This window comes from Hymenobacter defluvii (genome assembly GCF_017589435.1).
GTDB lineage: Bacteria > Bacteroidota > Bacteroidia > Cytophagales > Hymenobacteraceae > Hymenobacter > Hymenobacter profundi.
The window spans coordinates 222,067-248,778 of the sequence record NZ_JAGETX010000002.1 but is presented as its reverse complement, the minus strand read 5'-3'; the positions used below and the strand labels follow the sequence as shown (position 1 = coordinate 248,778).

The 26,712-nt window shown below is 58.3% G+C and carries 18 protein-coding genes; 9 read left to right on the top strand and 9 right to left on the bottom strand.

Features of this window, described 5'->3' with window-relative positions:
- Positions 1-175 precede the first annotated feature (175 nt).
- Together J4D97_RS05140 and J4D97_RS05135 are read left to right on the top strand one after the other, a co-directional pair.
- Positions 176-4,120 (top strand): metallophosphoesterase, encoded by a 3,945-nt coding sequence (locus J4D97_RS05140; RefSeq protein WP_208306656.1) that lies wholly within the window; start codon positions 176-178, stop codon positions 4,118-4,120.
- A gap of 205 nt (positions 4,121-4,325) precedes the next feature.
- The gene (locus tag J4D97_RS05135) at positions 4,326-5,495 is read left to right on the top strand and encodes a DUF6268 family outer membrane beta-barrel protein (RefSeq protein WP_208306655.1); all 1,170 of its coding nucleotides are present in this window, start codon (positions 4,326-4,328) and stop codon (positions 5,493-5,495) included.
- Between the two features lie 155 nt (positions 5,496-5,650).
- On the opposite strand, the gene ppk1 is transcribed toward J4D97_RS05135, so the two are convergent.
- The gene (gene ppk1, locus J4D97_RS05130) at positions 5,651-7,747 is read right to left on the bottom strand and encodes a polyphosphate kinase 1 (RefSeq protein ID WP_208306654.1); all 2,097 of its coding nucleotides are present in this window, start codon (positions 7,745-7,747) and stop codon (positions 5,651-5,653) included.
- A 12-nt stretch (positions 7,748-7,759) separates the two neighbouring features.
- A complete protein-coding gene (locus J4D97_RS05125) occupies positions 7,760-8,254 on the bottom strand; it encodes a SixA phosphatase family protein (protein ID WP_185281558.1) in 495 nt (164 codons plus the stop codon).
- Positions 8,255-8,587: 333 nt separating this feature from the next.
- Between J4D97_RS05125 and J4D97_RS05120 the strand changes: the two genes are divergently transcribed.
- Positions 8,588-10,573, top strand: a complete 1,986-nt coding sequence (locus J4D97_RS05120; protein ID WP_208306653.1) for a T9SS type A sorting domain-containing protein — start codon at positions 8,588-8,590, stop codon at positions 10,571-10,573.
- 129 nt (positions 10,574-10,702) lie between these two features.
- On the opposite strand, the gene hflX is transcribed toward J4D97_RS05120, so the two are convergent.
- Positions 10,703-11,959, bottom strand: a complete 1,257-nt coding sequence (gene hflX, locus J4D97_RS05115) for a GTPase HflX (RefSeq protein ID WP_432207208.1) — start codon at positions 11,957-11,959, stop codon at positions 10,703-10,705.
- A 262-nt stretch (positions 11,960-12,221) separates the two neighbouring features.
- Positions 12,222-12,653, bottom strand: a complete 432-nt coding sequence (locus J4D97_RS05110) for a c-type cytochrome (RefSeq protein ID WP_208306651.1) — start codon at positions 12,651-12,653, stop codon at positions 12,222-12,224.
- Between the two features lie 299 nt (positions 12,654-12,952).
- Between J4D97_RS05110 and J4D97_RS05105 the strand changes: the two genes are divergently transcribed.
- The 3 genes from J4D97_RS05105 to rfbC all read left to right on the top strand — a co-directional run bounded on the left by J4D97_RS05105 (position 12,953) and on the right by rfbC (position 15,990).
- Entirely contained in the window at positions 12,953-14,173 is a 1,221-nt protein-coding gene (locus J4D97_RS05105) for an alpha/beta hydrolase family protein (protein ID WP_208306650.1), read from the top strand.
- 100 nt (positions 14,174-14,273) lie between these two features.
- Positions 14,274-15,398, top strand: coding sequence for a glycosyltransferase family 4 protein (locus J4D97_RS05100; RefSeq protein ID WP_208306649.1), 1,125 nt, complete (start codon positions 14,274-14,276; stop codon positions 15,396-15,398).
- 49 nt (positions 15,399-15,447) lie between these two features.
- Positions 15,448-15,990: a dTDP-4-dehydrorhamnose 3,5-epimerase gene (gene rfbC, locus J4D97_RS05095; protein ID WP_208306648.1), complete on the top strand. Its 543-nt coding sequence runs from the start codon at positions 15,448-15,450 to the stop codon at positions 15,988-15,990.
- A gap of 150 nt (positions 15,991-16,140) precedes the next feature.
- Here rfbC and J4D97_RS05090 read toward each other — a convergent pair whose 3' ends face one another.
- The 3 genes from J4D97_RS05090 to J4D97_RS05080 form a co-directional block, all read right to left on the bottom strand.
- Positions 16,141-16,881: a ferredoxin reductase gene (locus J4D97_RS05090; RefSeq protein ID WP_208306647.1), complete on the bottom strand. Its 741-nt coding sequence runs from the start codon at positions 16,879-16,881 to the stop codon at positions 16,141-16,143.
- A complete protein-coding gene (locus J4D97_RS05085; RefSeq protein WP_208306646.1) occupies positions 16,874-17,488 on the bottom strand; it encodes a sulfite oxidase-like oxidoreductase in 615 nt (204 codons plus the stop codon). The genes J4D97_RS05090 and J4D97_RS05085 overlap by 8 nt, the downstream gene beginning before the upstream one ends.
- A 167-nt stretch (positions 17,489-17,655) precedes the next feature.
- A complete protein-coding gene (locus tag J4D97_RS05080) occupies positions 17,656-18,354 on the bottom strand; it encodes a DsbA family oxidoreductase (protein ID WP_208306645.1) in 699 nt (232 codons plus the stop codon).
- A 138-nt stretch (positions 18,355-18,492) separates the two neighbouring features.
- Here J4D97_RS05080 and J4D97_RS05075 point away from each other — a divergent pair, with 138 nt between their 5' ends.
- Positions 18,493-18,984, top strand: a complete 492-nt coding sequence (locus tag J4D97_RS05075; RefSeq protein ID WP_208306644.1) for a YdeI/OmpD-associated family protein — start codon at positions 18,493-18,495, stop codon at positions 18,982-18,984.
- Positions 18,985-19,136: 152 nt separating this feature from the next.
- Here J4D97_RS05075 and J4D97_RS05070 read toward each other — a convergent pair whose 3' ends face one another.
- Positions 19,137-22,028 (bottom strand): TolB family protein, encoded by a 2,892-nt coding sequence (locus J4D97_RS05070; RefSeq protein WP_208306643.1) that lies wholly within the window; start codon positions 22,026-22,028, stop codon positions 19,137-19,139.
- 277 nt (positions 22,029-22,305) lie between these two features.
- Here J4D97_RS05070 and J4D97_RS05065 point away from each other — a divergent pair, with 277 nt between their 5' ends.
- Positions 22,306-22,764: a hypothetical protein gene (locus J4D97_RS05065; protein WP_185281546.1), complete on the top strand. Its 459-nt coding sequence runs from the start codon at positions 22,306-22,308 to the stop codon at positions 22,762-22,764.
- A gap of 173 nt (positions 22,765-22,937) precedes the next feature.
- Complete coding sequence (locus J4D97_RS05060; RefSeq protein WP_208306642.1) at positions 22,938-23,936, top strand: aldo/keto reductase; 999 nt, start codon at positions 22,938-22,940, stop codon at positions 23,934-23,936.
- A 208-nt stretch (positions 23,937-24,144) separates the two neighbouring features.
- Here the strand turns inward: J4D97_RS05060 and J4D97_RS05055 are convergent, their stop codons facing one another.
- Positions 24,145-26,679, bottom strand: a complete 2,535-nt coding sequence (locus tag J4D97_RS05055) for a TonB-dependent receptor plug domain-containing protein (protein ID WP_208306641.1) — start codon at positions 26,677-26,679, stop codon at positions 24,145-24,147.
- Positions 26,680-26,712 lie beyond the last annotated feature (33 nt).

The following is a 26,712-nucleotide window of genomic DNA, read 5'->3' as shown; positions in this document are numbered from 1 at the left end:
ACTGTGAAGGCAGCATTTGCGTAGGGCTCTGCACCATGCAAATAAGGTGTCAACTCACCCGAACAGTGGAAATCCCTGAATAAGTTTACTGAAATTATCTAACTGAACAGCTGTAGAGCGGTTCACAGAGCATGAAGCGACACATAGTGGTCAAAGTTCTGTTTATTTCCTTCGTATGAGAAGAAAGATTTTGCATTATTTCCTGTCGCTGGCTCTTGGAGGATCGAGCGCACTGTCGGCACAGGGCCAAGCCACGCAAACGCCGCATCCGGAGCGACCAAATTACCGTGGTGAGGGTAAGAACTGGGAGTCGCTGACGCCGCCTGATAGCAGCCAGTTGCGCTATACCGTTTTCCTGATTGGCGACGTGGGCAAGCCCGCCGACGCTAAGGTAGGCGGGGAGCCATCGTTGAACTTTCTGCGCCGCCAGATTCTGGCTGCGGGCCCTAAGAGCACCACCGTGTTTCTGGGCGACAACATCTACGAGTATGGCCTGCCCCCAGAAGATGCGTTTGACCGCAAGGTGTCAGAGGAGCGCATGGTAGCTCAGCTCAAAGCCCTAGAAGGTTATCAGGGCGAGAAGTACATGATTCCGGGCAACCACGACTGGAAGCAGGGCCACGACGGTAGCGTGGAGCAGGTGAACCGCGAGCAGGACTTCGTGGAAAATTACCTGAAGAGTGACTCCGCGGCGTTTGCCTACACCGGCGACTTTTTCATTCCGCGCGACGCCTGCCCCGGCCCCTACGAGATTCAGCTCAACGATAACTTGGTGATGATTGCCGTGAATTCGCAATGGTTTTTGCAGACCAACGGCGAGCGACCCTACGGCAACAACAACGACTGCGGCGTAGCCAACGAAACAGATTTCTTCACCCAGCTCGAAGACATTATTGCCCGCAACAAGAACAAGAACATCATGGTGGTGGCCCACCACCCGCTGTTTTCGGATGGCATCCACGGCGGCTACTTCACATTCACGGACCACTTGTTCCCGCTGTCCATTGTCTATAAGTACGCCTATCTGCCGTTGCCCGTCATTGGCTCTATCTACCCGCTGGCGCGAAAATATGGTGGCATCAGCCAAGACCTGCCTCACCCTCAGTACCAGGCGTATAAGCAGGGGATGATGGAGATTTTTGCTAAGTATCCCAACATCATCTACGCGGCCGGACACGAGCACAACTTGCAGTTTTTCCGCGAGCAGAACATGACGTTCGTGACCAGCGGCTCGGGTTGCAAAACCCAGCACGTGAAGCCGGGTAGGGGCGGCGACGCTGTCTTCTCTGATAAGGAAAAAGGATTTGCCCGCGTGAACTACTACACCAACGGCGAGGTATGGACGGAGTACTGGATTCCGAATGAGCGGGGCGAAAACGGCCGCCTGGTATTCCGGGCGCCCAACTACGCCTTGCAGAAGGATGTGGCCACCAAGCAAGTAGGCGGCACGCCGGGCCAAACGCTACCCAACGCGCCCCAGCGCGATTTCCGCGACAGCACCGTGACGGTGGCCATCAACCCAGCGTATAACGACCACAACGGGTTCCACAACCTCATCTTTGGCAAGCACTACCGCAAGGAGTGGGCTACGCCCGTAGCGTTTCCGGTGCTGGACCTGGCGCAGGAGAAAGGTGGCCTGACGCCCTATAAGGTAGGCGGCGGCAAGCAAACGGCCTCGCTGAAGCTCCGCAACGACGAGAACCGAAACTACACCCTGCGCAGCCTCGACAAAGACCCCGCCGCCGTGCTGCCCGAAGCCCTGCGCGATGGGGCGGCCCGCGACCTGCTGCAAGACCAGATTTCGGCTCAACACCCCTACGCGGCGTTTGCCCTACCCCCGCTGGCCTCGGCGGCGGGCATCTTGCACACCAACCCGGTGCCGCGCTTCATTCCGCAAGACCCTCGACTGGCGCAGTACTACAACCGCTTCGCCAACACTACGGCCATGTTGGAAGAAGATGCCAAGGACGACCAGAGCAACGTGGCCTCGCTGGACTATGCCACCAACTTGGTAGGCACCGACCGTGTGATGGAGCGCCTGGAACAAGACAACGACAACCAGGTAGACAAGAAAGATTTTGCCCGCTCGCGCCTGTTCGATATGTGGATTGGCGACTGGGACCGGCACGAAGACCAGTGGCGTTGGGCCGAGAAAAAGGACGAAGACGGCGACCGGAAGTTTACGGCTGTGCCCGAAGACCGCGACGTGGCCTTCTTTAAAGGTGACGGCCTGCTGCCCTACCTGGCCTCGCGGAAGTTTGCGGTGCGCAATTTCCAGAACTTCGGCAACGACTACGCTGACTGGCGCGGCCTGAACCTGACGGCCCTCAGCAACGACCGGCGCTTTCTTGGCGAGCTGACGCAGAAGCAGTGGGTGAAGATTGCCGAGGACATGAAAAACCGCCTCACTGACGCTGAGATTGAGCAGGCGTTCAAGAAGCAATGGCCCGCCGACATCTATGCCCTGCACGGCGCCGAGATTGTGGCCAAGCTCAAAAACCGCCGCGACCTGCTGCCTCAGTTGGCTGCCGACTACTACGGCATGCTGAACAAGGTGATAGAGGTGAAGGGTAGCCAGAAGCGCGAGCTGTTTGAGGTAGAGCGCCTACCCGATAGCAAGATGCACGTGACCATGACCAAAATCAGCAAGAAGGGCAACACCAATAAGGTGCTGTTCGATAAGGTGATTGATGGCGACGTAACCAAGGACGTACGCCTCTACGGTTTTGCCGGCAACGATATTTACAAAGTCACTGGCCAGTCGAATGGTGGGCCTACCCTGCGCATCATCGGCGGTATTGATAAGGATACCATCACCGACAACTCGCGGGTAGGTGGCCTGTTCCGGCGCCACAAAACGCTGGTGTACGACAACGAGGTAGACTCGGCCAACGTCATCAACGCGGGCTCCGAAACGCGCCTGCACCTGGAGCCCGGCAACGACGTGAGCCGCTACGACAACCCCAACCGTGCCGACCGCAAAGACTACCGCCTCAACTACTTCGGGCCGGCAGCCTACTTCGGATACAACATTGATGATGGTTTGTTTGTGGGAGGTGGCGTAACGTACCGCACGTATGGCTTCCGGCGCGCACCTTTCGCTACCGAGCAAACGCTGGTGGCTAACTGGGCACCTTCGCGCAATGCTTACAACATTCGCTACACGGGTACTTTTGTGGATGTGCTGGGCAAGTTTGATTTGAAAATCAACAGCCAGCTCTATGGGCCGCAGCTGCTCTACAACTACTTCGGTAAGGGCAACGACTCGCGCAACATCCTGGCCGAGCAGACCGATGACCGGGTGCGCAACCGCGAAATCAACGATAACTACCGCGTCCGCTTCTCGCGCCTGTACGTGGCGCCCATGCTGGAAAAGGATGTGTTCAGCTTCCTGAAAGTCGGCTTTGGCCCGCAGTACGACCAGTTCCGGGTGTCGACGTTTGACGTGGGCAACCAGATTCAGCAGGGTATCAACAACGGGTATACCGGCGCGGCCCTGGGCATTCGGCCTTCCGATTTCCAGCTGAACCGCTACCTGGGCGCCAAGGCCTACATGAACATCGACGCGGTTAGCTCGCCTAAGAACCCGCGCATTGGCTTGCGCTGGTACAACAGCGCCGAGTTCAACCACCAGTTGGGCGGCGAGGAACTGAACTACGGCCGCATTGCCTCGGAGTTCCGCGCCTACATCAGCCCCAACTTCCCCTTCCAGCTTACCTGGGCCGGCCGCGTGGGCGTGGCGCACAACATCGGCGACTACCGCTTCTACCAGGCCAACACCTTGGGCGGACAGTCTAACGCCACCATTGCGGCGGCCAACCTGCGCGGCTACCGCCGCACGCGCTACGCCGGCCGCAGCTCGCTCTACGGCAACCTAGAAGCCCGCTTGCAGCTCTTCACTTTCAACGCCTACCTGGTGCCCGGCAAATTTGGTATTCTGGGCCACACCGATGCTGCCCGCGTGTATTCCGGCAACGATGTGCAAACCGGCCTAAAGGCCTTCCATACGTCCTATGGTGGCGGCATCTGGATTGACGTGCTGAAGCAAGCCGTGCTGAATGCGACCTATTCGGTGGGCGAGGAGAAGCTGATTTTCGTCGGATTCGACTTCCTGTTTTAGTAATTTCTAATTGTCATCCTGAACGCAGTGAAGGACCTTCTCAAGCCAGAACGGCTAGCGTAGCAACGACTCGTTCTGGCTTGAGAAGGTCCTTCACTGCGTTCAGGATGACAATCAAAAACAACCAGTACCCTTTTTCGGGAAAAGACGTTAAGAGCAACACTTAACGTCTTTTCTTTTGTAGGACACGCTCATTTTCGCGTACATGACGCTACTCTATTCTCTGAAATTACCGGCTAAGGCGACGCTGCTGAGCGTGGGGCTAAGCCTGGGGTTTCATTTCGCCGTTGCGCAGGAAGTGCCGCCGCGCACACCCGTATATCCCATTCCTGCCCCTGCCCCCTCCGATAGTGTTGGGATAAGCGAGGTAGGACAGGAGGCTGAAGCCCGCGAGTTTGCTGTGCCATCGGTTATTGGGATGGGACCCAGCAAAGGGATTGTGGCCCACATCGAACGTCTGAGCGACTTCCAGATCACAACCAAGACCAAAAGCAACACGGAGGGGGTAGCCGACGTGAACACGAAGACTACCGTCACTAAAAACAGTCGGGCCTTCATCAAAGCCTATGCGCCGCTGTGGAACCACCCTCACCTGAAGGTGATTCTGGGCGTGAACTACGACCGCGAGGAATTCCAGTTCAAGAACCCCGATGCGTCGCCGTTCTATCGCAACCTGGAAGACAAGGGCCTGAAAACGCTGGGTGCCCAGCTGGCCGCCATCCGGCCCATCGACGAGGTGCACTGGTACCTGGCCCGCGTGAAGGGCGAGCTGAACGGCGACTATACCTCCGAGAGCAGCGACCTGAGCTTCAACGACTACTTGAAAATGTCGGGTGAGTTTATCTACGGTTGGAAGCGCAGTGCGAAGTTTGCCTGGGGCATTGGGGCGCAGCTAAGCTACACCTTTGGGCGGCAGAGCATTTACCCGGTTATTCTCTACAACCGCACCTGGAACGAGCATTGGGGCGTGGAGTCGTTGTTTCCGGCCCGCGTCACGTTCCGGTACAACGTGAACGAGAAAACCCTGCTGCTGGGGGGCTACTCGGTGGATGGCCTCAACTACAATATCAAACTGCGTGAGCCTCTACCCAACAACAACCTCACGACCCTCATCATTCGCGAAACCGAGTTTAGGCCCCGTCTGCGCCTGGAGCGCGAAATCTATGATTTCCTGTGGTTTGGTATCGAAGGCGGCTACCGCTACAACGCCTCCTTCAACGGCTTCGATTACGACGGCAACCGCGGTTTCAGCCTGTTTCGGGCCGGCACCCGCCCCCGCATCATCGACAACACGCTGGGCGGTGCTCCCTACGCCAGCCTGGAAATCTTCATCGTACCTCCCCGCAAGCTGCTGAAGAAAACGATGGGGAAGTAGGGAGTAGGGGACTGGGTACAATTATGTCATCCTGAACGCAGTGAAGGACCTTCTCACGTGTGAATGAATCGTTGTTACGATTACCGTTCACACGTGAGAAGGTCCTTCACTGCGTTCAGGATGATAAGCGGTTTTGCTACTTCCTATTCACCATCTTACCCTTTCCTACCCTTCTTCTGCGTCAGATTCTTTAGGTATTTGTAGGTAGACAGCTGGGCTTGCATGGGGGCGGCGCCTTCTTCGGCTTGGATGAAATTGTTGTGATAGTCGCGCGACTTCACATTGTCCTGGCGCTGGAAATCGAGGAGCAGGCGCACTTCGGCGCGTAGCTTGTCATCGAGAATGGGGAAGGCTACCTCCACGCGGCGGCTGAGGTTGCGTGCCATCCAGTCGGCGGAGGCCACGTACACCAACTCCTCGCCGCCGTTGCCGAATACATACACACGGGCGTGCTCCAGGTAGCGGTCCACAATGCCTTGCTGACTGATGTTGTCACCCAGGCCCGCCGCGTCGGGTATCAGGCAGCTAATGCCTCGGATGAGCAGCTCTACCCGCACGCCGGCCTGGCTAGCCTGGTAGAGCCGCTTAATCATGTCCTCATCCTGCAAGGCATTCAGCTTTAGAATGATATATGCCTCCTGGCCGTTCTGGGCGCGCTCAATTTCTGAGTCTACCAGCGCATCTAGGCGGGTGCGCAGGTCGAAGGGCGCGGCCAGGATGTGCTCCAAGTTGGTGGGCGGCTGCCGGTCGTGGAAATAGCGGAACAGCGCGGCCACCTCCTGCGTCAGGCGCGGGTCGGCCGTAAACAGGCCGTGGTCGGCGTAGATGCGGCTGGTGGCCTCGTTGAAGTTGCCGGTGCTGAGGTAGGCGTACTGGCGGTTCTGCTCATTCTCAGTGCGCGTAATCAGCAGCAGCTTGGTGTGCACCTTCAGCTCGGGCATACCCATAATTACATCGGCGCCGGCTTTCTGGAGCTTATCGGCCCAGAAAATATTGGATTCCTCGTCGAAACGGGCTTTCAGCTCCACTACCACGGTCACCTGCTTGCCTTTTTTCAAGGCTTTCAGCAACAACTTTACCACCTCGCTCTTGCTGCCCGCCACCCGGTAGAGTGTGATGCTGATGCTGTTGACCAGCGGATCGGCCGCGGCCTCGCGCAGCAGGTTCACGACGTAGCTGAACGACTGGTAAGGCAGGTGCAGCAGGTGGTCTTGGCGGGCAATGGCCGCCAGCATGGTGCCCGGCCGCGCCGGCAGGGTAGGGTGGGGTAGGGGTGGCTGCGGCTCGTACTGCAAGTGCGTCAGCTCGAAATCCGGGAATCCGAAAAAGTCGCGGAAGTTGTGGTAACGGCTACCCTCCACCAGCTCGTCCTGCCCGATGCCGGTTTTCTGCATCACGGCGCGCAGCACCTCCTTGGGCATGGCGGGGTCGTAGAGCAGGCGGGCCGGAAAGCCGGTTTCGCGCTTTTGCAGGCTACTTTTGATTTTGGTGAGCAGGTTGCTCGATACTTCTTCCTGAATATCCAACTCGGCATCGCGCGAGAGTTTAATGGCCTGCACTTGCACGCGCTCATAGTCAGGAAACAACTCGTGCGCCCCCACCCGAATCACGTCGTCCAGAAACATCACGTAGTGCTCCTTGCCCTCGTCGGGTAGGCGCACAAAGCGGCCGCCGTGGCGCTTGGTGGGCAGCTCCATCACCAGCACGCGTTCCTCATCGGCCTGCTTTTTATTGGTGAGATGCGTCAGAAAAAAGGTGAGATACACCGACTGATCGCGCAGGAACAGGTGGTGCAGGTTATCGTCTAGAAAAACGGGGGAGAGCAAGTCGCGCACGTGCTCGTGGAAATACGTTTGCACCCAGTCGCGCTGCGTGGGGCTCAGATCGTGGTCCGAAATCAGGTGAATGTGCTCCTGTTGCAAGCCCGGCAAAATCTGCTGCCGAAACGTGTCGCCGAAAGCCTGCTGCTGCCGCCCTACCTCCTGCAACACCGTTTGGAGCAGATCGGCGGGGTCCTCGCCCAGCTTGGCGCGGGTTTTCTTCTTGAGCTTCACTAGGCGGCGTAGCGTGGCCACGCGCACCTTGAAATACTCGTCGAGGTTGCTGGAAAAAATAGCCAAGAACTTCAGGCGCTCCAGCAGCGGCACATTGGGGTTTTGCGCTTCCTGCAACACGCGGTAGTTGAACGTCAGCCAGCTCAGCTCACGGTTGAGGAGGGGAAGCGCCGGAGGGGTAGGAGTGGACGTTGACATAAGGCGAAGCGGCTATTTCTGGTTCTTGGGCGTGTCGTAGAAGTAAAACTCTGCGTTGGCTTGGTCAATTTCCGCCCAGCGCTCTACCCGAAAGTGCAGGCATACAACGGCGCCCGTCGACATTTCATTGATGAGATTAGGCGAGAGCAAATTGGCAAAATCGGTGATGGTGTTGTTGTGGCCTACCAGCAGCACCGAGTTGGCCGTATCGGGGCACTCGCGCACTACCCGCAACAGATCTTTCACCTCGGCCCGGTAGATGCTTTCATCCACCACAATTTTATCGTGGGGGTAGTTGATTTCGCGCGCCACTAGCACGGCTGTGCTTTGGGCCCGCACAGCCGAGGAAGTCAGCAGCAGGTCTACCTTGATATTGCGCTCGGCCAGGGCCTGTCCCATCATAGGAGCGTCGTCGCGGCCTCGGTCGTTGAGTGGGCGCTGGTGGTCATTCAATTCGTCGTAGCTCCAGCTGGATTTGGCGTGGCGCATCAGGTACAGAATCTTCATGGGTAGGGGCACGGTGGGTAAGCACGTCTCTTTACTACGCCCCGGCCGAAATGGTTATCTGGGCCGGGTAGCGCTGCTGCCAGGTTGTGTGCAAGAAGAGAGCCGATATAGATGGCTAAGCACAAGCAAAAGTGAAAAGTACCAGCTATAGATGTGATTCAATTAGAGAATACTCTTCTAAAAATGAGAATATTTATAAATAATATAAAATATATGTATTGGTTTATATTCATTGTAGAAGGAATTTTGCTGTTGAAAACACAAGTAATCAAGGCAATGCGTAGATATTATACTTCCCTGGGCAATAATTTACTTATTCCTGTTTTAGGATTATTGCTACACACTGCTGCGTATGAGGCGAAAGCGGAGGGATCTAAGAATCTAACGCCCGCTACAGCACCCCGCACCGCGGCCAACACAGCCAATGACTATGTGGGCTACCTCCAGCAAAACGACACTAACCAAGACAACACGCGCGGTTTTCTGAATGCTGGTAGCCCCGCCGATGAGCGCCTATATGTACACGTGGAGCCCGGCGAAACCGTGTACTACGGTGTGCACCGCATGGACTACACGCAAAACCACACTTCTTTGCGCATTCAACTGCTTTACCAGCCAAGCGGGGGAGCCATTACGGTAGTAAACAGCAACCGGCTGGACCCAATCCCAGGCACTCCCAGAGGTTCGTTGCTGGCTGCCGCGCCTGGCGTCATCAATACGCCGCAGGAGGCGAGTGTTGGGCCTGACTATAATGGTTCTATCACTGGGGGCTATAAGCCTTTGTCTTACACCAACAGCACAGGTAGCGCTCAGGAGTTTTGGCTGGAGTTTGTGGAGGTGAACACCAGTGATGCGCCTACCACCAAAGTGCGGGCAGCCTACGATATCTGGGACGTGACGGTGCGCGCCAGCACCGGCGAGAAAACCGGGCGGCTCTACTCCCAGAGCTGGGGCTTTACGGCGGGTGCAGGCGATGCCCGGCTGGCGAATTCCTTCTCGCTTTACCCCCTCATTCCGAACCCCAACTACAAAGGTACCTACTTCATCAAGCGGGTAGACTACGCCGGGATGCAGCCCTGGGGCGTGTTGCTGACGGCTAACTCCTACGGAGTAGACAACACCTCCGGCACGTACAAAGACTGGCGCAAGAGCCGTAGCGGCTCCTTCAGAACGGCCGAGTATAAGTTGTTTGTCAATGACCCCGATCCTGCCATCTACCCCACTACCATCCGGCCCGGCGCTCCCACCATCAGTACCAGCTGCCGCCCCGATAACAAGGGCGCTATCTTCACGTTGCGGGTAGATCAGGCCGGGTTTGGTACCATCTTCATCGACGGCAACAATAACAAAACCTACGAAGCCACCACCGACCGTCTGCTCGAAGGCCTGACACAGATCGGCAACAACACATTCGACTGGGACGGCAGCTCCGATACCGGGGCCGCTATGCCTTCCGGCAACATCAGCATCACATATTCCAGCGGGGTAGGGCCAGTTAACTTTCCTATCTACGATGCGGAAAGCAATACCAATGGCATTATTATTCGGGAGGTGCGCCCCGGCAATACGGGCAACGTTGACTATGCTTTCTGGGATGATGCTCTGCTCACCAACTTCCCGGCGCCCCAGCAGAATCCCTACGGCATCAACTCGGCCGCGGGTGCCCACAAGTGGGCCAACGATATTGGCGACAACCGAACCGTAAACACCTACGCCGTGGGCCTGATTGCCCGTAATCAGTCCAACAACATTACTTATAACAACGGTAGCTGCCTGGTAATCGCTCCTATAGTGTTGCCCGTAGAGCTAACCAGCTTCACAGCTACAGCCCAGAAACAGCAGGTAGCGTTGCGCTGGGCCACGGCCTCAGAAAAGAACAGCGCACAGTTTGTGGTAGAGCGTAGCCTCGATGGGCGACTATTTGAGGCCGTGGGGCAGGTTGCGGCACAGGGCAATACCACCAGTGCCCACAGCTACTCGTTCCTCGACCCGATTTCCGATCAGGTTGGCAGCGTGTACTACCGCCTGCGTCAGCTCGACCTCGACCAAACGGCCCACTTCAGCCCGGTAGTGGCGGTGCAACTAGCCACAGCGGCTGGCACGCTCTACCCCAATCCTGCTACCAGCGAGGTAGCTTTACGGTTTGCCGTGCCCCTACCCAGCGGGGCAGAATACGTCCTGCTGAACGCGGCCGGCCAAGTAGTGCAACGCGGACAAGCCGCAGGGGGCACGGAGTTACGCATTTCTGTGGCTGGTCTGCCTGGCAATAGCCTCTACCTGCTGCGCGTAGCCAACCATACCTACCGCTTCTCGAAGTAAGTTGCCATAAAAACCGCCTGTCATCCTGAGCTTGCGAAGGACCTGCTCACGCCAGAACGATACTCGTATCAACGACTCGTTCTGGCGTGAGCAGGTCCTTCGCAAGCTCAGGATGACAGGCGGTTCACTTTACTCTGCCTCGTCGTACTCCAACGTATTGGGGTAGCGCTGGCGGTGCAACTCGCCTACCTTGCGCACCAGCAAGGCCCGCAGCTCATCGATGTTTTCACGCTCCTGGGCCGAGATGAAAATCACCGGATCATGCATTTTGGCCATGTAGGAGGCTTGCAGCTGGTCGAGGGTAGGGCGGATCAGGGTGCCTTCTTCCTCGTGGGGGTTCATGTCCTCGAATCCGCCTTCGGGGTCGAGGCCCGCTTCGGCTTCGGGGTTATACTGGTCGATTTTGTTGAAGACGAGCAGGATAGGCTTGTCGGCGGCGCCGATGTCTTTCAGCGTGTCGTTCACTACCTCAATGTGCTCCTCAAACGACGGGTGCGAGATATCGACCACGTGCATCAGCAAGTCGGCCTCCCTAATCTCATTCAGGGTGCTCTTAAAGCTCTCAATCAGGCGGGTAGGGAGCTTGCGGATAAACCCTACCGTGTCGGAGAGTAGGAAGGGTACTGTGTCCAGCACCACCTTGCGCACCGTGGAGTCTACGGTAGCAAACAGCTTATTCTCGGCAAACACATCGGAGCGGGAGAGCAGGTTCATAATCGTGCTCTTGCCCACGTTGGTGTAGCCCACCAGCGCCACCCGCACCAGCCCGGTGCGCGACTTGCGCTGCGTGACGCTCTGCTTGTCGAAGTCCTTCAGCTTTTCTTTTAGGAAGGAAATTCGGTCGCGCACCACGCGGCGGTCGGTCTCGATTTCCGTTTCACCCGGTCCGCGCTGGCTTACACCACCGCCGCGCTGCTTGTCCAAGTGCGTCCAAAGGCCAGTGAGGCGGGGTAGCAGGTACTGATACTGCGCAAGCTCTACCTGCGTGCGCGCCGTAGCCGACTTCGCCCGGCTGGCAAAAATGTCGATAATCAGCAGCGAGCGGTCCACGATTTTCACCTTCAACTCAGCCTCCAGGTTACGCAGTTGCGAGGGCGACAAATCATCGTCGAAGATGACCATGCTGGCCCCCGAGTGGTTCACAAACGCTTTGATTTCGGCTAGCTTGCCCTCACCTACAAACGTGCGGATATCGGGCTTTTCCAGGCGCTGTACAAAGCGCTTCACCACTTGCGCGCCGGCGGTTTCGGTCAGAAACGCCAGCTCATCAAGGTATTCCTGAGTAGTCGTATTGGGTTGGCGCTTGTCGGGCACGGCTACCAGCACGGCAGATTCCTGTTCCTGGGCCGTGTCGTAGGTAGCATCTTTATTGCCTTTGGCCAGAATACGGCCCGCCCGACCCTTCACCGTGTCGGTGGCGCCAGGGTGGCGGGTGCTGTTTTGGCGAGGTTTGGAGCCGGAGTTATTGCTCAAAATATAAGAAAGTTAAGTTGTTGAAAGTTTGATTGTTACTGACGCCTGTCATCCTGCGCTTGCGAAGGACCTTATCAAGTCAGAACGAAGGTCATAACAACGACTCGTTCAACTGGCATAAGGTCCTTCGCAAGCTCAGGATGACAGACGATTTTTCACTCAGTCACGCCGCTACTCAGTCACTCGTAAGCGTCAGCGAGTAGGCGACTACCTGTTCCATCTCGGCGTCGCTGAGCTGGTCTTTGAAGCCGGGCATCTTACCTAAGCCATTTTTCACCATATATATACGGCCCGTGGTATTGAGGTTGCTTTTGGTGAGGTCGTGGGCGCCGTTAGCACCTTTGCGGCCATCCTCGCCGTGACACACGGCGCAGCGCTGCGTGTAAATAGCGTGGCCAGCTGCCAGCGCATCCTGGTTTAGGGTGCTCACAATGGCCGTGGGCACGCCCGCCGAGTCGGTAGCCGTGACAACCGTAGTGCCGGCCGGCGACACCGACACTGCCGGCGTAGCGTGGGTAGTATCGGCCGACTGGCAGCCGCCCAAGCCAGCGAGCAGCAGACTGCCCAGCACGATTCGGGGTAGGTAGGAAATCATCATTAGAGCCATAACAACAAAACGAGCCACAAAGTAACCAAAGTACCAAGCGCAATGACAGAATATATAGCAGATTGAAGGTATAGAGGGTCGGCCGCGCCCAAGGGGTAGGCTTTTGTGCGCTGTGTAGCGCGTCTGGTTTATGTTGCTACGTCAGCCGGTACAAGAGGTTTATACACTCCAGCTTGCCTGTGTCTTCTGAAAAGTAGTGTTGTGCTTACAGGAGATATTGTAGATAAGTATTTGGTTAACAGATAAATATACTTTAACTTGCCTGCTTCCCCGTACGCTTGCCCAACTTCCTTTGTTATATGATTTCGAAACCAACTACGTACTCTTCGGGCCGGTTGCTCCTGCTATGGTTGCTGTTGCTGCTGGCGGGTTGCCAGTCTACTTCCGATGATCCGCAGCCAGCGCCAGCCAGTGGGCAAGACCTGTTTGTGTCGGCCACCAAGATTGTGACGGCACCCAAAACGCTGTTGCAGGCGGCGGCCGCATCGGCCGGTTTCGGTAACTATGCCCAATATGTGCAGTACGATGTGACGTTTTACAAGCTCATCTATAAGACAACGTTTCAAGGCAAGGAAATTCAGGCCTCGGGGCTGGTAGGGGTACCGCTGAATACGCCCAAGCCACCCGCGTTGCTGAGCGCTCAGCACGGTACTATCTTCCGCTTGGCCGATGCGCCTTCCAACTTCCCGAATTCCTTCAGTGGCTTTGAGCTGTTTGCTGGGGCGGGCTTTGCTACCGTCATTCCAGACTTCATTGGCTTTGGCGCTTCCGACAATATCTTCCATCCTTACTTCGATCAGCCTGCCTCGGCCGCTGCCGTGGTAGATATGCTGAAGGCAACACAGTATTACCTACAAAGCCAGCAGACAGCGCTCAACGACCACCTGTTTTTAGTAGGCTACTCCGAGGGTGGGTACGTCACGATGGCCGCACAAAAGGAAATCGAAACTACTACGGCCCACAACCTCACGCTCACGGCTGTGGCTGCCGGCGCCGGTGGCTACGATCTGCCAGAAATGCTCACGGGCATCGCCACCACGCCCACCTACGCTACCCCGGCATTTTTGGCGTTTATCCTGCAAGCCTACAACACCACCTATGGCTGGAATCGGCCGCTGACGGATTTCTTCCAGCAACCCTACGCGGGTAGGCTGCCCGGCCTACTAGATGGCTCCAAAGCGCTGGATGAAATTGACGCCAGCCTGACTACGAAACCTGCGGAATTGTTTGCCCCCGCGTTCTACACCAATCTGCAAAATGGCACCGGCGAAGCCGACCTGCGGCAAAAGCTCCGCGACAACAGCTTCCTGACCTGGGTGCCTAAAAGCCCCACGCGCCTGTTCCACGGCACCGCCGACGAGTCGGTTTTCTACCAGACATCCGAAACAACGTTCAAGCGTTTTCAGGCGGCCGGTGCTGCCAACGTGGAGTTTATTCCCATTCAGGGCGGCATGCACCGCACCAGCATTGCCCCGATGATGCTGAACGTGCTACCCTGGTTTCAGTCGTTGGATAAGTAGGGCTGAAAGGAAGTAATGGGGTGGTAGTGGTGTAATAATTGTTTGGGCGGACACGATGCCATTCTGCATCCTACCTTTGCGCCCAAACCACCCTGCCTGCATGCGCGTTGCTATCGTTATCAATACCTCCTGGAACATCTGGAACTTCCGGCGTAGTCTGGTGAAAGCCCTGCAAGCCGCCGGCCACGAGGTGCTGGCCATTGCGCCCCCCGACGACTACTCGCAGCGCCTGGAAACCGAGCTAGGTTGCCGCTACGTGCCGGTGCTGATGGAAAACAAAGGCACCAACCCCGCCAAGGACGCCCAGCTCACGCAGCGCTTTTACCGTATCTACCGCCGCGAGCGGCCCGATGTGGTGCTGCACTACACCATCAAGCCCAATATCTACGGCACGCTGGCCGCCAAGCTGGCGGGCATTCCCAGCGTCAACAACGTGTCGGGGCTGGGCACGGTGTTTATCGTGCGCAACCTGGTGAGCCGGGTGGCGCTAGGGCTCTACCGGTTTGCGTTTCGGTTTCCGAAGCGGGTGTTTTTCCAGAACGGCGACGACCGCCAGCTGTTCCTGCAATACCGGCTGGTAGCGCCCGGCATCACCGATTTACTACCCGGCTCAGGGGTAGACATACAGCGGTTTCAGCCCGCTCCTGAATTCACGCGCAACACGCCTTTCACGTTTTTGATGATTGCGCGGGTGCTCTATGAGAAAGGCGTCGAAGAATATTTTGAAGCGGCGCGGCTAGTGCGCCAGGCCGTGCCCGGCACGCGGGTGCAACTGCTGGGTGGTATCGATGAGAGTGGAGGAGTAGGCGTGAAACGCGTCATCTTCGAGCAGTGGCTGCAAGCTGGCAATATCGAGTATCTGGGCACTTCCGACGACGTAGCTGCCCTCATACGCGAAGCCGATTGCGTGGTACTGCCCAGTTACCGCGAAGGCACACCCAAAACCCTGCTCGAAGCCGCCGCTATGGGCAAGCCCATTGTAACAACCGACGTGCCCGGCTGCCGCGAAACCGTGGTGCACGGCCACAACGGCCTGCTCTGCCAAGTACGCGACGCCGCCGACCTAGCCGAGAAGATGCTACAAGTACAACAACTCTCTGATGCCGACCTAGCTCAAATGGGTCGCGCCAGCCGCCAGCTAGCCGAGCAAAAGTTCGATGAGCAACTGGTGCTGGACAAATACCTACGCATTGTGGCCGACGTGACGCGGCGCCAGACAACCTAAATTTCGCGGCCTGAAGAAAAGGCTGTTCTTACTGCTTAATTAGTGATACATGGAATTTAAGTACTTCAATATTGCGGACGTGGTAGAGGTACTGCCTCGCGTGTTTGGTGATGCCCGCGGGGCATTCTTTGAGTCGTTCAGCGCGGAGAAGATGACGGCCGCCGGCATCACCGGCGACTGGGTACAGGACAACCAGTCGCGCTCCGACCGGGGTGTGGTACGTGGGCTGCACTTTCAGGCGCCACCCTTTGCGCAGGCCAAGATGGTGCGCGTGGCAGCCGGCCGCGCCCTCGATGTGATAGTGGACATCCGCAAAGACTCGCCTACCTACGGCCAGCACATAGCCGTGGAGCTAGATGCCGAGCGCTACAATATGCTCTACGTGCCGGTAGGCTTCGCCCACGGCTTCACGGCGCTGGAAGACAATACGTTGTTTCTCTATAAGTGCACCAACTACTATGCCCCGCAAGCAGAAGGTGGCCTACGTTGGAACGACCCCGCACTAGGTATTGACTGGGGCGTGACGGATGCTACCGTGTCAGCCAAAGACCAGGTGCTGCCGCTGCTGAAGGACTTTGTAAGTCCCTTCTGAAGCTGTCATCCTGAACACTCCGCGCATCAAGCGGCGACGAAGGACCTTCTCGCGTGAGTACGAGTCGTTGATACGCCTGTTGTTCTAGCGGGAGAAGGACCTTCGTCGCCGCTTGATGCGCGGAATGTTCAGGATGGCAGGCAATTGTTATTACCCGCCCGTCGGCCCAAACCGCTCGGTTCTGATGTCCTCGGCGGGTAGGCCTAGATCCTGTAAGCCAGTGGCTACGCTTTCTACTAGGCCCGTAGGGCCGCATACGTAGCACTCGGGTGGCGCGGTAAATTGCTCTATTACCTCTGCCAGCAACGTTTTATCGATGCGGCGGCGGTAGCCCGACCAGCCGCTGGGGGCTTGGCGGGTATAGTCCAGTAGCAGGGTAAAGGTAGCGTCGGTGGCAGCCATTGCTTCCAGTTCCTGTTGATAAATAACCTCTTCCGGCGTGCGGATGCTAAACAGCAGCACCGTGGGGTTGCGTAACATCGCACGCTGGCGGTGGCGCAGCATGGCCATCAGCGGCACTATGCCTGAGCCGCCGGCAACAAGGAGCAGCGGCCGGGCCGCGGCCGTTGCGCGCCACACGAAGTAGCCACCAATCGGGCCGCGCACCTCTAGCTGGTCGCCTACCCCTACCCCTTCAAATAAATAGCCCGATACTTCGCCTTCCTCCACGGCTTCTACTGTCAGCTCAATCTCGTCGGGTTGCTCGGGTGGGGAGGCCACGGAGTAGCTGCGCTCGGCCTGATAGCCGTCGGGGGCGGTGAGGCGCAGGGTGTAGTGCTGGCCGGCTAGGTGCGGCGTCCAATGGGGTAGGCTGAGCGTGAAGGTTTTCACGCGGGGCGTTTCGGCGTGAATGGCCGTGACGGTGGCCAGCTGCCAGTCCAACCTACTCATCGTCGTCGGCGTAGCGCTGGGCCTTCCACGGGTCGCCGTACATGCTGTAGCCGGCGCGTTCCCAGAAGCCTGGCTCATCTTCGGCCATAAAGCGTAGGCTGGTAATCCACTTGGCACTTTTCCAAAAATAGAGGTGCGGCACCACCAGGCGGGCGGGGCCACCGTGCTCGGGCGTTAGGGGCTGGCCGTCGTAGGTGAGGCCGATGAAGGCCTTTCCCTCGCGTAAATCAGCTAAGGGTAGGTTGGTGGTGTAACCGCCGTACGACGTGGCCATTACGTAGCGGGCTTCCGGCCGTAGCTGCACGTGCTCCAGTAGCGTGTCCAAACTCACGCCCCGCCACTTGGTATCAAACTTCGACCATTGTGTGACGCAATGAATATCGGGGTTGAAGTCCTGCTGGGGTAGGGCGTTGAACTCCTGCCAGCTCCATTTTTTGGGTTCTTCCACTAGTCCTTCCAGCGTAAGCGTCCATTTTTCCAGCGCAATGCGCGGGGTGGGGCCTGCCGAAAGCACTGGGAAATCCTGGGTTTCGTACTGGCCGGGCGGCAGCTTGTGGTTGCTGGGCCTCTTGCGCTGAAAGCCTTGGTTGAAGAAGGTAGGAGCCATGACGGTCTAAGAGGCTATTTAAGTTAGCTAAAAGGTAGTTAGAATGATGTAGAGACGCATACTTGCGTCTCATCGTTGAACGACAGCTACCCGTATCGTTCAACGGCGAGACGCAAGTATGCGTCTCTACATTGTGCAGTGGTTACTCTAAACAGTTGCTTAGAAACCTAACAGTTGCCGTCCACATCGCACGCCGCGCCGTCCTGACCAGCTACCAGGGTAGGGGCAGGATGGTTTTCCTCCCACACTTTCTCCAATACTTCCTGAAACAGCTCGGCCGGCTGGGCGCCCGACACGGCGTATTTATCATCGAAAACGAAGTAGGGCACGCCGCGTACGTTGATTTGCTGGGCTTGGTACTCGTCGTAGCGCACTTGCTGGGCGTAGGCGTCGGTTTGGAGGGTAGCTTTTACCTCGGCGGCGTCCAGGCCAAGGTCGGCGCCGAGTTGAGCCAGCGTGTCGAGGTCGCCTATATCTTTGCCCTCGGTGAAGTAGGCCGCAAATACGCGTTCTTCGGCTTCGTTGCCCTTGCCCTGAGCGGCAGCTAGGTGTAGGAAGCGGTGCGCCAAAAACGTGTTGGTGGGGATAACGCGGTCGAAATCATACTGTAGCCCTACCTCGGCGGCAATGCCGGCCATGTGGTCGTTCATCTGCTTGCCCTGGGCCACCGATACGCCCTTGCGCTCGGCCAGCAGCTCATGAATGGTTTGGCCGGGCGTGTGCTGCATGTTGGGGTCCAGCTCGAAGCTGTGCCACTGTACTTCCACCGCGTCGGCGTGGGCAAACTCAGCCAGACCGGCTTCAAACTTCCGCTTACCGATGTAGCAAAACGGACACATGATATCAGACCAGATTTCTACTTTCATATTCGTGTGCTTTCTTTCCGATGAATAAGTAGTTTGAAAGCGAAAAGTTTGCCTGCTGAAGCAGCGCGGCCGACCAAAGCCGGAGCGGTGGGCTTTCCCACGCTTACCTATTTACCCCATCTGCTACCCCCGTCACCGATGGCTACGCCCATTACCTTCCGCGCCGTAATGCAACCCGGCGGCCCCAGCTTCATGCCGATGCAAGTGCTTGTTGTGCCCGTGGAGGTGATAGAGGCACTGGGCGGCAAAGCAGTGAAGCGCGTGGTGGTAGCACTACGGGACCATACCGTGCGTTTGGGCCTGCACCCGTTGAAATCGGGCGAGCGGTACCTGATGCTGAACCAAGCCCTGCTAACAGAACTAAGTCTGCGCTCCGGCGACGAAGTAACCGTCAGTATCAGCCCCGACCCTACCCCCAACCAGGTAGACCTGCCTGAGGAGTTAGCCGAAGGCCTAAGTAGTTGGCCCGAAGCCAAAGCTGCCTTCGAGCGCCTGACGCCCGGCACCAAACGCGCCTTAGCCTACCATATCGAAAGCGCCAAACGCACTGAAACTCGCAGCAAGCGCGTGATTAGCGTGTTGCATCAGCTGGCTACCGGTGGTCATCCTTTTAAACCATGGGAGGGGTAAGCGAGTGAGGAAGTAAGTGTGTCATCCTGAGCTTGCGAAGGACCTTCTCACGCATGAAAGATACTCGTAACAACGACTCGTTCTGGCGTGAGAAGGTCCTTCGCAAGCTCAGGATGACACGCTTCTTACCTCCACACCCTCCTACCTTAAACTCATATCTGAATATTGAAGACCAGCGGAGAGAAGGACGCCTGGCGAGTGCGCGGATTGTATACAAAACGAGCGCCCAGCTCGAACGGCGTGCGTAGGTGCAACGCATTAAATAGCACAGCCCCATCGACGCCTACCGTGCGGTAGTCGCGTTGGATGAGTGCACCAGTGGTGAGAGAGCGGCTTTCGCCGTGGGCTACATCCATAAAGGCCGTGGCGCGTAGGCGCTGCACGTAGAGCACCCGGCCCACCGACCAGTGCACAAATGCCAGAGGTAGGGCATACTCGGTGGTGCCTACCCACAGGCGGTCGAAGCTCACGTAGCCGATACCACGCGGAAAGAAGATGCTGGGGCTGAATTGGTACTCGCGTTGCTGCTGCCACTGGTAGCCGCCGCGCAGCCGGATAGCGTGGTGCCGCCCGATGCCGGGCAAAAACACGCTGGCCTGCGTGCCGAACTGCGCCGCATTCAAACCCGCGCCAAACGGTGTGGTGCGCCAGGTAGCCAACAACGAGCCGCCCCAGCGCGGGGCCACATCGCGGGCCGAGAGCTTGAGCTGGCGGACGTAGCTGAGGGAGGTTTGTACGGCATTTACAGGCCGGTCGGGTGCGGGGTCGGTGCGGTAGCGGAGGGGCAGGTCGTAGCCGTTCACTTGCTCGCGGAGGTAGTAGGCGCTGAGCGTGAGGGCTTGCAGGTACTTGGAGCGCGTGAGTGTAAGGGGTAGGCGGCCGCCCACGGTGAGGCGGGTGTAGTTCCATCGGTCACGTACGAGGCTGTCGAGGGGCGTTCTGCGGTCGACGTACACGCCGGTGTTGCGGCCGCCGTGCTCTACGCTCAGGTCGAGCACGGGGTAGCGGCCCTGGTAGCTGAGGCCGCCGAACACGTTAGCCGTGCGCTCGGCCTGGTTGTAGCCTACCCCTACCTGGGCCTGGGTGGTGTTCAGCAAGTCCTGGGAGCGCACGCCCACGTTCACGCTGTTGCCGGTAGGGCTTTGCACCACGCCCCAGCCAAACACGTTGAACGCGTGCCGCAGCGGCGAATACGGCCGCACCGGGTAAGGCGTGGTGGCCGAGTCGGGCCTTACCAGCAATGGCCGAACTAATGCAGCGGCCGGCTCCTGGGCGCTTAGCTGCGCCGCGTAAGGGTCCGAAAGCACAGCCGTGGTAGCGGGTGTGGGTAGAGCGCGCCAAGTGGTGGTATCTAGCGGCATTTCCAGTACGCGGCTGCCCGTGGCCTGGAATTCGTGGAAGGCCAAACGCTGACCATCCGGCGAAACCGCGGCGTGGTAGGCACCTACGGGCCGCGAAGTCACTTGCCAAGTCTGGCCCGTGCGTCGGCTCACAGCATATATATTATCAATCCCCGACTGCGGCGAGTTGTAAAGCACAAATTCGCCCCAAGGCTGCGGATTGGTGAGGTTGATGTTGGCAACGGGCAACAAATCCTGCTCCTGGCCAGTGGTGGGGTCCAGTACCGTAAGGGTTTTGCCGGCGCGGCGCAGGGCCACGGCCACCACGCGGCCATCGGGTAGCCAGCGGGGCTGCTGGTAGAAATCGTTGCGCGGGTTAGGTAAGATGCGCACCTCGCGTCCGGAGGCTACGTCCACAATCCGCAGGGAATGATGGTAGGACGAATCGGTGAGCGTTACCACCAACTGCCGGCCATCGGGCGAGAGGGCAGCGGCCGTGTAGCGGCGCTTGGTGAGGTGCGTGAGCCGGCCGGTGCTCAAGTCTAGGATGCGCAGCTCAGAGTACACGCGCTGCCGCCAGCGCGGGTCGTAGCGGTACTCGGGCCACACCACCTTGCCGCCGCCTACTGATAGCATCTCGGGTACGTTGGTCAGGCCCTGCACAAATATCTTTTGCTCGGGCGCGTGGCGGCGCAGCAACACCAACTGGGCAATGGTGCCCAAGCCGGTTTTCATAGCCAGCACGCTGCTGTCGGTTACGTACTGCGGATATTCGTATTGCGTAAACACGCGTTCCTCGGCCTTCACCCGAAACTCCCTACCCGGCGTAATAGCCAGATTTTGCTGGCCAGCTTGCCAGGTAGAGTCCAACTCGTGCATGGTGCGCTGGTAAAGGTCTTCCACACGCAGGCCCGTAGTGCGCCGGATGCTGTTGGAGAATGAAAACGGGTAAAAGGGAAAATGGTAGTACTTGTCCAGCACCGAGGCCCATACGTTGGGGCCGTAGTGCGTTTTCAGATAGGAGGTCATGTAGTAGCCCAGCACGTACCAGTTGGGCACGTTGTAGCGGAAGGAGCCATTCACGGCCTTTTGGTAACCAAAGTGGCGGCCGGCCAGGCGGTTAGCGCGCATCCCTACCCCAAAATACGGTACGCGGCCCCGGCCACTACGGCTAAGGGCGGTTTCACTGCCTACGGCATCGCCCTCAAAAAACCACTGCGGTACACCCACCGCGCCCACGCCCAGGCCCTGGTCGCCGAGCAGGGGCACCAGCAGGCGCCCTATTCCCTGTCGGGCTTTGTCGAATTGCCCCACATGGCGGTATTCGTGCAGCACTAGGCCATCCAGCCAGTCCATAGTGCCCAGGGCCTGGCCCTGTTCGGGTGTGGTGAAGAACTCGGCGTGCCGGGGCAGAAACGTGACGAAGGCGTTGCTGATGGTCGTCTGATTTTGCAACACAATAGGCAGGTGCCGGGGTACCACACCCAACGAGGCTGTGCCGGGCTGCTGCACTTGCTCCAGCCGGTGTGCCGTGCGCTGGGCGGCTGAGTCGAGGCCGCGGGGGTAGAGCAGCCGGAAATGCGGGGTGCGCACCTCCTGCCAGCGCAAATCGGGCGGATTTTGGTCGAGCACGGGCAGGCTCTGGCTTGCGCCGGGTAGGGCGGGTAGCAGGCAACACACCAGGAAGCAAAGAAGCAGGCGCATGGGCAGGGGCTAGGGTTCTGCAAGAAACCGGTTGCCCAGGCGAAAAGCAATGGCTGCCGCGGCGTCTATCAGAGATTAAATTATGCAATTGGAGCCCAACAGCAGCTGTACTAACTCACAGTAGTAGTGGTAGTTCACCGCGATAATTGCCTGATATAGATAAATATAGATTCTTATAAGCACTAAATTATATTCAGTCATCTGCTGTGCGCTACGCGTAAGAGCCTGAACACGAGATTATAGTATCTCTACCATCCTTTCCTCAAAACAGATTCTTATGAAACGCGTCATTCTTTTTGCAGCAGCTCTTCTTGGTGGTATCTCGGTAGCCTCGGCTCAAACGACCACTGGCGGTATGACCACCGGCACCATGACCACCGGCGGCACCACGGCAGGTACTACCGCAGGCACCACTACGGGTACCACAGGTACAACTACTTCGGCCACTACGGGCACCACTACCTACGGCACCACCGCTGGTACCACTAGCGGCACCATGGGCACTACGGCCGGCACTACCACCACGGGCCGTCGCCGCACGGGCACTACGGCTGGTACGATGAGCACCACCACGGGCACGACCACCACGGGCCGTCGTCGTACGGGCACCACGAGCGGCACCATGCGTACTACCTCAGGTACCACCAGCGGTACCATGCGCACCACGTCCGGCACTACGAGCGGTACGATGCGCACTACCTCGGGCACCACCAGCGGTACCACTACCATGCGCTAATCGCGCTGGCTTACTTGCTTTTTTAATCAGCGCTGGGCTTCTGTCTGGCGCTGATTTTTTGTGAGGTAGGCCATTGCTTTTTCGCGAGACGGGCGGAAATCAGGCAGTCCACAACGCAGTGGAGGCCGTGCCCGTCAGCCTTTGTTCATAAAATCAACTATAGAATTTCAAAAATGGAATACCGGGAATTAGGTGACAGCGGGCTGCATGTGTCGGCCATTACGTTTGGCAGTTGGGCTGCTGGGGGCTGGATGTGGGGCGGTACCGAGCAAAACGACGCCGTGGGCGCCATTCATGCCGCCTACGAGCATGGCGTTACCAGCATCGACACGGCCCCTATTTATGGACAGGGCCTAAGCGAGCAGATTGTGGGTGAAGCCATCAAGAGCCTGCCTCGCGACAAAGTGCAGATCCTGACCAAGTTTGGCATGCGCTGGGACTTGAAAGAGCCCAAAGGCGACTTCGCCATGAAAACCAAAAACAACGAGGGCCAGGACATCGACGTGTATAAATACGCCGCCCCCGAAAGCATCATCAAGGAGTGCGAGGACAGCCTCCGGCGCCTCGGTACGGATTACATCGACCTGTACCAGATTCACTGGCCCGACGTAACTACGCCCATCCACGACACCATGGAGGCCGTGGCCAAGCTAGTGGAGCAGGGCAAAGTGCGCGCCGTAGGCGTGAGCAACTACTCGGTGGAGCAGATGCGCGAAGCGGAGAAAACAATAGAGCTGGCTTCCAACCAGGTGCCGTACAGCATGTTACGGCGTGGTATCGAGCAGGAGTTGGTGCCGTATTGCCAGGAGCACAACAAGGCTATTCTGGCCTATAGCCCTATGCAGTTAGGCTTGCTAACCGGCAAGTTCAAGCCCGGGCAGAAGTTCGAGGACAGCGACTTGCGCTCCACCAACAAGCTATTCACGCCCGACAACATCGAGAAGGTAAACGCCTTCCTGCACACGCTACAGCCCCTGGCCGACGACAAACACGCCACATTGGCCCAACTCGTCATTGCCTGGACCATTGCGCAGCCGGGCATCACAGTGGCCCTGGTAGGTGCCCGCAACCCCGACCAAGCCACCCAAAACGCCAAAGCTGGTGATGTAAAGCTTTCTGGTGAAGATATTTCCTTCATCAACGATGAGTTGGCCAAGGTGCAGATAGGGTAGGAGTAGTGCAAAAGGGTAGGAGGTAGAGGAGTGAGGTAGAAAAAAAGGAGGTTGTCATCCTGAGCTTGCGAAGGACCTTATCATGCCAGAACGACAAGCGTAACAACGACTCGTTCAACTGGCATAAGGTCCTTCGCTACGCTCAGGATGACAACCTCCTTTTTTTCTACCTCACTCCCTTACCTTCCTACACTTCTACACTCACACCCTATTTCCCAGTCACTACCAGGGTGCCGTAGCCGGTGCCGGGTAGGCCGTTGTTGGTCAGGCCTTCTAAGGAGAGGCGGTATTCGCCACCAATGTCGGAGGTATAGAAGGTGATGGTGGCCTGGCCGTTGGCGTCCGTTACGATCTGGGGTGCCCAAAACAGCGTGGCGCTACGAGTATCATCGGGCGGGAGTTGGGCACCGGGTTTCTGGTAGGGCGGCTGGTAGAACTCGCGCGTGGGGTAATAGCGCGGCAGCGCGTAGGTAGCCATGCCGATGGGCGACGCCGCGTAGGGGTCGTTTGCAGGGTCGTAGTTGGGGTTGCCGCGCTTGGTGAAGATGGCAATAACCCCATTGCCGCCCCGCGAGCCATAAATAGCCGCCGACGCCCCTTTCAGGATTTCTACGCTTTCCACGTCCTGCACCGGAATTGAATTGACAATGCTGGCGTCTGTCTGCACGCCATCAATGATAAACAGCGGCGAGTTGTTACCCGAAAAGGAATTAACCCCCCGAATGACTACACTCATATTCGTTGGGCTACCCGTCACCTGCACGCCCGCCACCCGGCCCTGAATGAGTTGCAGGATATTGGTGTAGCTATTGGCCGCCGGAATATCGGCGGTGCGCACCACGGCATCGGCGCGGGAGTAGAGGCGGCGGCCGTCGGCAACCTCGCGGCGGCCCCGTACATCCACGTTCTGGAGCAGAATGCGCTTGCCATCGGGGCTGTACTGGCGCTCCATCACCTGCTGCCGCTTGCTGCTTCGCAGGTAGGCCACTTCCTCCGCCGACCCCACCTCCAACGGGATGGTAGGCAGATCTTTGGTGCCCTCGGCCACCTTCCGGTCTAGCCTAACGATGGGGTTGCGCAGGCCTTTCTGAGGCTGCACACGCACCAGCAGACGGCTGGTGTCCTGCTCCGCAAACCCACTGAAAAAGAAGCGACCCGCCGAGTCGGTGGTGGTGGTCATGAGTTGGTTTTCACCCCCGAAGCGCAGCAACAGCACGGTGGCGTTGGCGGCTGGGGTTTCTTTGCTGCCCAATAGCTGTCCATTCATCACCTGTCCGCTCACACTTAGGCTCTGTTCCAGGGGGTAGGGATAGTTGCCGAGGCGGTTGGCCAGCAGCTCCTTCCACACAAACCGCCGCCAGCCCTGGGTCAGCATCAGGTTGTCGAGAGCCAGGTTGGTATCGTAGGTAGGGTTGGTGAAATAATAGCCGGGTTCTTCCACGGTGCCGCGCAGCTCCGAGGTGAGCAATAGGTAGGAGCGAATGGTGCGCTGTTCCATAGAGGCGGGCACCAGCTGGGCATTATTCACAGCCAAGGAAAACTGCCCGGCCATGGGTTTGCCTTCGGCATCGGCCACAGCTACACGCAGGGTCACTTTCTCGCGAGGAGCGTAGCGGGCTTTGTCGGGTTGCAGCGTGATGCGCAGGTCGGGCGTGGTGGCGCCCACAAACGCCAGCCGCTCGCAACGCGCCTGGTTTTGACTATCAAACAAGGTGAAGTGGGCCACACCGGTCTGAAAGCGGCTTTTAGGAATGCGGGCACTGAACGTGGTGCCCGCGCCTACCTGGCCCTGCCCGGCGTAGGCCACTTGCCCGCGCACGTGCGCCACCAGCGTAATGGCCTCGGCAGCAGCAGCGCCCGTACCAGCCTGGCGCTGAATGTACACTTGTATCTGGTCTTTCAGCTCCATCACCTTCATGGTGAAGCCTGTAGGCAGTGCGGTGGGTAGGGGCGTAGTGAGGAAAGCGCCGCCCGACTGCCGCACCGTGGCCTGGTACGTCTGTCCCGGCTCGGGCTTCAACTGAAACCGACCCATGCCCGCGTGTTGGCTTTTGAAGGCCACCACATCGCGCCCGCGTCCGTCTTTAATAGTACCCGTTACGTCTACCCCTTGGCCGTTAGCATCCACGGCCTTGAAGCCAATCGTGCTTTCCAGGCCACTTACCAGGTTGCCGCCTTCCGGAAAAAACTGCACTGTGAGGCGCGCTGCCGCTGTTTTGCCCGATACGCGCGTGCGCCGTTCTCCAATGGCGGGCGCCACCGCATCTAGCGGCGTGTGCCACACCATAATCTGCTGATTGTAAAAGTAATCGGGACTGGTGTTGCGCATCCAGTTGGTGTAGGCACGCACCGTGTAGCGGCCCTGTACCAGGGTGTCGGGGAGCAGAATGTCGCCGGTGGCGGTGCCGTTGCGCAGGCGCAGGAGCTGCTGGCGCACCAGCACTTGATCGGGCGAGAGCAGGTCTACGTACAGTACCCGGCTCAACGTATCGGGGCGGTGGTTGCCGGCCTGCACCACGTAGGCTTTCAGCCACACGGTTTCGCCGGCGGCATACACGGTTTTATCGAGGTGCAGGTAGCTTTTCTCGGGGAAGGTGGCGGCATAGAACCGGTTGAGCTGGCGCACCAGCTGCTGAAGAAAGCCATCGGCCTGGGGCGCCACCTGAAAGCCCACGAATAGCAGCACCACAGCTAGTAGGCCCGCTACCAGGCCCGCCCGCCGTTGTGTGAAGGAAGGTATCATAAGAAGTATAGTGAGTCAACAAGAGATACGGCC

Coding starts and splice junctions, on each gene's coding strand:
- J4D97_RS05140 (WP_208306656.1), top strand. CDS start 176: ATGAGAAGAAAGATTTTGCATTATTTCCTGTCGCTGGCTCTTGGAGGA.
- J4D97_RS05135 (WP_208306655.1), top strand. CDS start 4,326: ATGACGCTACTCTATTCTCTGAAATTACCGGCTAAGGCGACGCTGCTG.
- ppk1 (WP_208306654.1), bottom strand. CDS start 7,747: ATGTCAACGTCCACTCCTACCCCTCCGGCGCTTCCCCTCCTCAACCGT.
- J4D97_RS05125 (WP_185281558.1), bottom strand. CDS start 8,254: ATGAAGATTCTGTACCTGATGCGCCACGCCAAATCCAGCTGGAGCTAC.
- J4D97_RS05110 (WP_208306651.1), bottom strand. CDS start 12,653: ATGGCTCTAATGATGATTTCCTACCTACCCCGAATCGTGCTGGGCAGT.
- J4D97_RS05105 (WP_208306650.1), top strand. CDS start 12,953: ATGATTTCGAAACCAACTACGTACTCTTCGGGCCGGTTGCTCCTGCTA.
- J4D97_RS05100 (WP_208306649.1), top strand. CDS start 14,274: ATGCGCGTTGCTATCGTTATCAATACCTCCTGGAACATCTGGAACTTC.
- rfbC (WP_208306648.1), top strand. CDS start 15,448: ATGGAATTTAAGTACTTCAATATTGCGGACGTGGTAGAGGTACTGCCT.
- J4D97_RS05090 (WP_208306647.1), bottom strand. CDS start 16,881: ATGAGTAGGTTGGACTGGCAGCTGGCCACCGTCACGGCCATTCACGCC.
- J4D97_RS05085 (WP_208306646.1), bottom strand. CDS start 17,488: ATGGCTCCTACCTTCTTCAACCAAGGCTTTCAGCGCAAGAGGCCCAGC.
- J4D97_RS05080 (WP_208306645.1), bottom strand. CDS start 18,354: ATGAAAGTAGAAATCTGGTCTGATATCATGTGTCCGTTTTGCTACATC.
- J4D97_RS05075 (WP_208306644.1), top strand. CDS start 18,493: ATGGCTACGCCCATTACCTTCCGCGCCGTAATGCAACCCGGCGGCCCC.
- J4D97_RS05070 (WP_208306643.1), bottom strand. CDS start 22,028: ATGCGCCTGCTTCTTTGCTTCCTGGTGTGTTGCCTGCTACCCGCCCTA.
- J4D97_RS05065 (WP_185281546.1), top strand. CDS start 22,306: ATGAAACGCGTCATTCTTTTTGCAGCAGCTCTTCTTGGTGGTATCTCG.
- J4D97_RS05060 (WP_208306642.1), top strand. CDS start 22,938: ATGGAATACCGGGAATTAGGTGACAGCGGGCTGCATGTGTCGGCCATT.
- J4D97_RS05055 (WP_208306641.1), bottom strand. CDS start 26,679: ATGATACCTTCCTTCACACAACGGCGGGCGGGCCTGGTAGCGGGCCTA.